Source organism: Duganella levis (assembly GCF_009857605.1).
Classification (GTDB): Bacteria; Pseudomonadota; Gammaproteobacteria; order Burkholderiales; family Burkholderiaceae_D; genus Rugamonas; species Rugamonas levis.
Genome location: NZ_WWCT01000069.1, coordinates 1 through 3,496, shown reverse-complemented (window position 1 = coordinate 3,496; position 3,496 = coordinate 1). Strand labels below are relative to the sequence as shown.

Annotated in this window: 5 protein-coding genes; 1 reads left to right on the top strand and 4 read right to left on the bottom strand. The window is 63.1% G+C overall.

What is annotated here, in order from left to right; all coding sequences use genetic code 11:
* Positions 1-1,049 (bottom strand): flagellar basal-body MS-ring/collar protein FliF (gene fliF, locus GTP69_RS30685; protein ID WP_161058411.1); only part of this gene is annotated, 1,049 nt, incomplete at its 3' end.
* Positions 1,050-1,233: 184 nt separating this feature from the next.
* On the opposite strand from fliF, the gene fliE reads away from it, so the two are divergent.
* Entirely contained in the window at positions 1,234-1,578 is a 345-nt protein-coding gene (gene fliE / locus GTP69_RS30680; RefSeq protein WP_161058410.1) for a flagellar hook-basal body complex protein FliE, read from the top strand.
* 27 nt (positions 1,579-1,605) lie between these two features.
* Here fliE and GTP69_RS30675 read toward each other — a convergent pair whose 3' ends face one another.
* From GTP69_RS30675 to fliK, 3 genes are all read right to left on the bottom strand, one after another.
* Positions 1,606-2,364, bottom strand: a complete 759-nt coding sequence (locus tag GTP69_RS30675) for a flagellar brake protein (protein WP_161058409.1) — start codon at positions 2,362-2,364, stop codon at positions 1,606-1,608.
* 15 nt (positions 2,365-2,379) lie between these two features.
* Entirely contained in the window at positions 2,380-2,712 is a 333-nt protein-coding gene (locus GTP69_RS30670; RefSeq protein ID WP_161058408.1) for an EscU/YscU/HrcU family type III secretion system export apparatus switch protein, read from the bottom strand.
* The coding region (gene fliK / locus GTP69_RS30665; protein WP_161058407.1) for a flagellar hook-length control protein FliK at positions 2,702-3,496 on the bottom strand (795 nt) is incomplete at its 5' end. The genes GTP69_RS30670 and fliK, both read right to left, overlap by 11 nt.

Genomic DNA, 3,496 nt, shown 5'->3' with positions numbered 1-3,496 from the left:
GCGTTGGGGCCGTTGGCGGCGGCGGTCTGGTTCAGCGGCGCGGTGGCGGTGCCCGGCGGCTGGTTCGACAGCGCGCCCGGAATCCCGCCCGGATTGGCGGCGTTGCCGTTGCCATTGGTTTCGCTGGTCTGCTGGCTGCGGATGGCGGAGGCGGCCGGCGGCGAATTCGGCTTGTAATTCTCGGTGGCTTGCTCGATCTGGGCGAAGTCGACATCGGCCACCGCTTCGGCGCGCACATTGTTCTCGCCGACAATCGGGATGATGATCGATTCCACCTGCTTGATCACCTGGGTTTGCATGTCCTTGACGTATTTCAGCTGCTGCTCGTCGAGCTTGGCGTTGCCGGCGCCGGCTTTTTCCTGGTCGGAAATCAGATTGCCGGCCTGGTCGACCACGGTGACGTTGGCCGGCAACAGTTCCGGCACGCTGGAAGCGACCAGATGGACGATGGCGCCGGTTTGCTGCTTGTCCAGCATGCGGTTCGGGTGCAGCGTGACGATCACCGAGGCGGTCGGCTTTTGCTGGTCGCGCACGAACACGGACGGTTTCGGCAGCGCCAGGTGGACGCGGGCGTTTTCGACCGGCGCCAGCGACATCACCGAACGGGCCAGTTCGCCTTCCAGCGCGCGCTGGTAATTGACCTGTTCCTGGAATTGCGATACGCCCAGCTTCTGGTTTTCCATCAGCTCGAAGCCGACGTTGCCGCCTTTCGGCAAGCCCTGGGCGGCCAGTTTCAGGCGGATGTCGTGCACCTGCTCGGCCGGCACCAGGATGGCGGTGCCGTTGTCCGAAAACTTGTGCTTGACGTTCATCTTGTCCAGCTCGGCCGTGATGGCGCCGCCGTCACGGTCGGTGTAATTGGAGAACAGCACCGCGTACTCGGGTGGTTTGTTCCACAGCCACAGGCCGATCAGGATGGCGACGATCGCCGCGCCGCCGGCGGCGCGCACGAAGATCTTGCCCATCGGCGTCTGGATGAAAGGCAGTTTTTCGGCGCCGTCGTCTGGCGCGCCTGCTGTGGCGTTATCGATTTCTTCCGCTACGGCCATGATGGTTAGGTCCCGAATACGAGGGTTCTTGAAGGAATAGCGCCATTATTGCTTGTACTGAGGAAATTCAAATCCTTGAACAACGCGACCTTTACGGTCCTGCTCGATGCTGGCGGGTGGACTTTCCCTTGGTATTCTGTCAGCACTGATAGAGCCTTGCCCTATTGTAACAAGAGGAGTAGCAATGAGAACAGGTGGAATCGACAGCAGCCAGATCCAGTCGATGATCGCGCAGCTGAAAGCCCACGCCACACGGCCGAGCCTGACGCCGCCGGTGATCCAGACGGAACCGGCTGCCACGCCCAAGGCGGACTTTGGCGACGCGTTGAAAAAGTCGCTGGACGCAGTCAACGCCAGCCAGATGGATGCGGATGGCATGAGCAAGAAATTTGCGATGGGGGACGACACGGTCAGCCTGTCGGACGTGATGATTGCGCAACAAAAAGCCAGCATCAACTTCCAGGCGACGCTGCAGGTGCGCAACAAGCTGGTGTCGGCCTATCACGACATCATGAATATGCAGGTGTAAAACCCGGGGTCAGTTCTGACCCCGAATTTAGCTGAGGCCGGCGATGCGGGCGTTGCGTTCGCGTTCCAGCTTGGTGATGTAGCGCTGCACCGCCGCCAGCGCGCCGCGCGAGATGTTGCGGAATTCGCAGCCCAGCCGGCGGTTGCTCTTGTTGTTGAGCAGCGTCAGGTCCAGCGAGTTGCGTACCTGTAGCGCGGTCGCGACCGCGCCCACTTCCGGTAAATCGATGCGGCAATCCAGATAGTCTTTGCCGACCGCATTTCCCAGGATCATTTTGTTGTCGAGGATGGAGATGCCGCCGCAGCTGATGTCGGCCAGCGGGAAGCTGGTCGGCCCGCCCAGCTCGGCCGGCAGCGCGATCAGCACCCGCACCGGGTTGCTGACCGGCGTGGCGATGCGGTAGAACTCGCGCCGCTGCAAGCGGATCAGCGTGGCGGGAATGGCAATCTTGAAGGCGGGATTGCCTTCGTAGATGGTGGCTTCGACATTTTCGGCCGCGAACAGGATGCGCACCTTGTCCAGCGTGGTCTCAAACGACAGCTGGCGCGACGCCAGCACCCGCCGGTTCTGATCCTGGTCGATCGAACAGTCGAGGTAGACCGCCTGCGCCGCTTCGTCGACATCCAGGATGGAAGTGACGCAGACGTCGGCCTCGCCCTTGATGAGCATGCGGATTAACTGATTTTTCTCGCCGATGCCGCGCAGCAGGGCAATGATCTCGCGCCGTGACTCGACTTCAAAATCATGCCAGTTTTCCAATTCCGCATCCTGAAAGTGTGGGTACATCTGTTACCAGTCGAGTCAAATTTCGGTCAAAGGGATGCTGGTGTCCGGTGCGGGCGGCAGGGGCGAGCCAGACTTTTGCGCTGCTTCAATATGATATAGCCACGCTAATAGTTCCGCAATCGTCCGATACAACATGGGCGGAATCTGTTGATCAAGATCAATATCCATGAGCAGCGAGACAAGCTCTTTCGATTCGTGGATGGCGACCCCGGCTTCCTGAGCGACGTGGATGATCTGCTCGGCGATCAGGCCGCGGCCCTTGGCCACCACTTTCGGGGCCGGCTGGCCGGTGTCGTAGGCCAGCGCCACTGCCTGTTGCAGCGGCTTGCGGGCGGTTTCATCCGGCATCGCCGTCCTCCTGGCTGATGGTCAGCGACGATAACTGGGCGCCGGCCGCAGCCATGGCGCTTTCCAGCTGGCCGGCCCAAGCGCGCAGCGTGGTGGCGCTGCCGTCGCTGTCGGTTTGCACCTGGATATGGACCTGGTCGCCGATCAGCGTCACCGCCGCCGACACCGCACCCAGCAGCGGCAGGCGGAAACGCACGCCGCTGCGCCAGATCGGTTGGGCCTGTTCGTCGGCCTCGCCGCCGCGACCGCCTTCGCGCTGGTCACGCTGCACTTCCCATTGCATTTGCTGGCCGGGCCAGGCCTGGCCGTTCCACAGCACGCGGTTCTGCTCCTGCGTGTGCAACTGCTGGTTGACCATCTGCGCCGCGCTCAGGTCGGGACCATTGGTGGCGGCGCGCGCGGTTTCGGCGCCTTGCTGCATCAGGCGCTGCATTTGCGGCTCGCGCATCAGGTCGGCCAGCGGGCGGTCGCCCTTGACCCATTCGGCCACATGCGATTCGTAGAACAGGCCGCTTTTGGAGATGCTGTCCTGCAGCTTGTGCGCCAGGTCGGCGGTGTCCGGCGCGGCGTTGCCGAACAGGGCGGTCTTGCCGATCAGGGCCAGCTGTCCCGCCTGGCCGGCCTGGGCCGTGCTGAGCAGGGTGGTCAGCGCGCGGGCGGCGCTGCTCAGCGTCGGCTGCGGCGTGCTCGCGTTCAGGTCGGGCAGTTCGCTGGACGGCGTCAGCGGTGCTTTGCCCAGCAGCGTGGCGGCCAGGCTTTGCGGTTTGACGCCGTCGGCCGGGGC

Excerpts from the sequence above, each read along its gene's own strand:
- fliE (WP_161058410.1), top strand. The coding sequence starts at position 1,234 with ATGAGAACAGGTGGAATCGACAGCAGCCAGATCCAGTCGATGATCGCG.
- GTP69_RS30675 (WP_161058409.1), bottom strand. The coding sequence starts at position 2,364 with ATGTACCCACACTTTCAGGATGCGGAATTGGAAAACTGGCATGATTTT.
- GTP69_RS30670 (WP_161058408.1), bottom strand. The coding sequence starts at position 2,712 with ATGCCGGATGAAACCGCCCGCAAGCCGCTGCAACAGGCAGTGGCGCTG.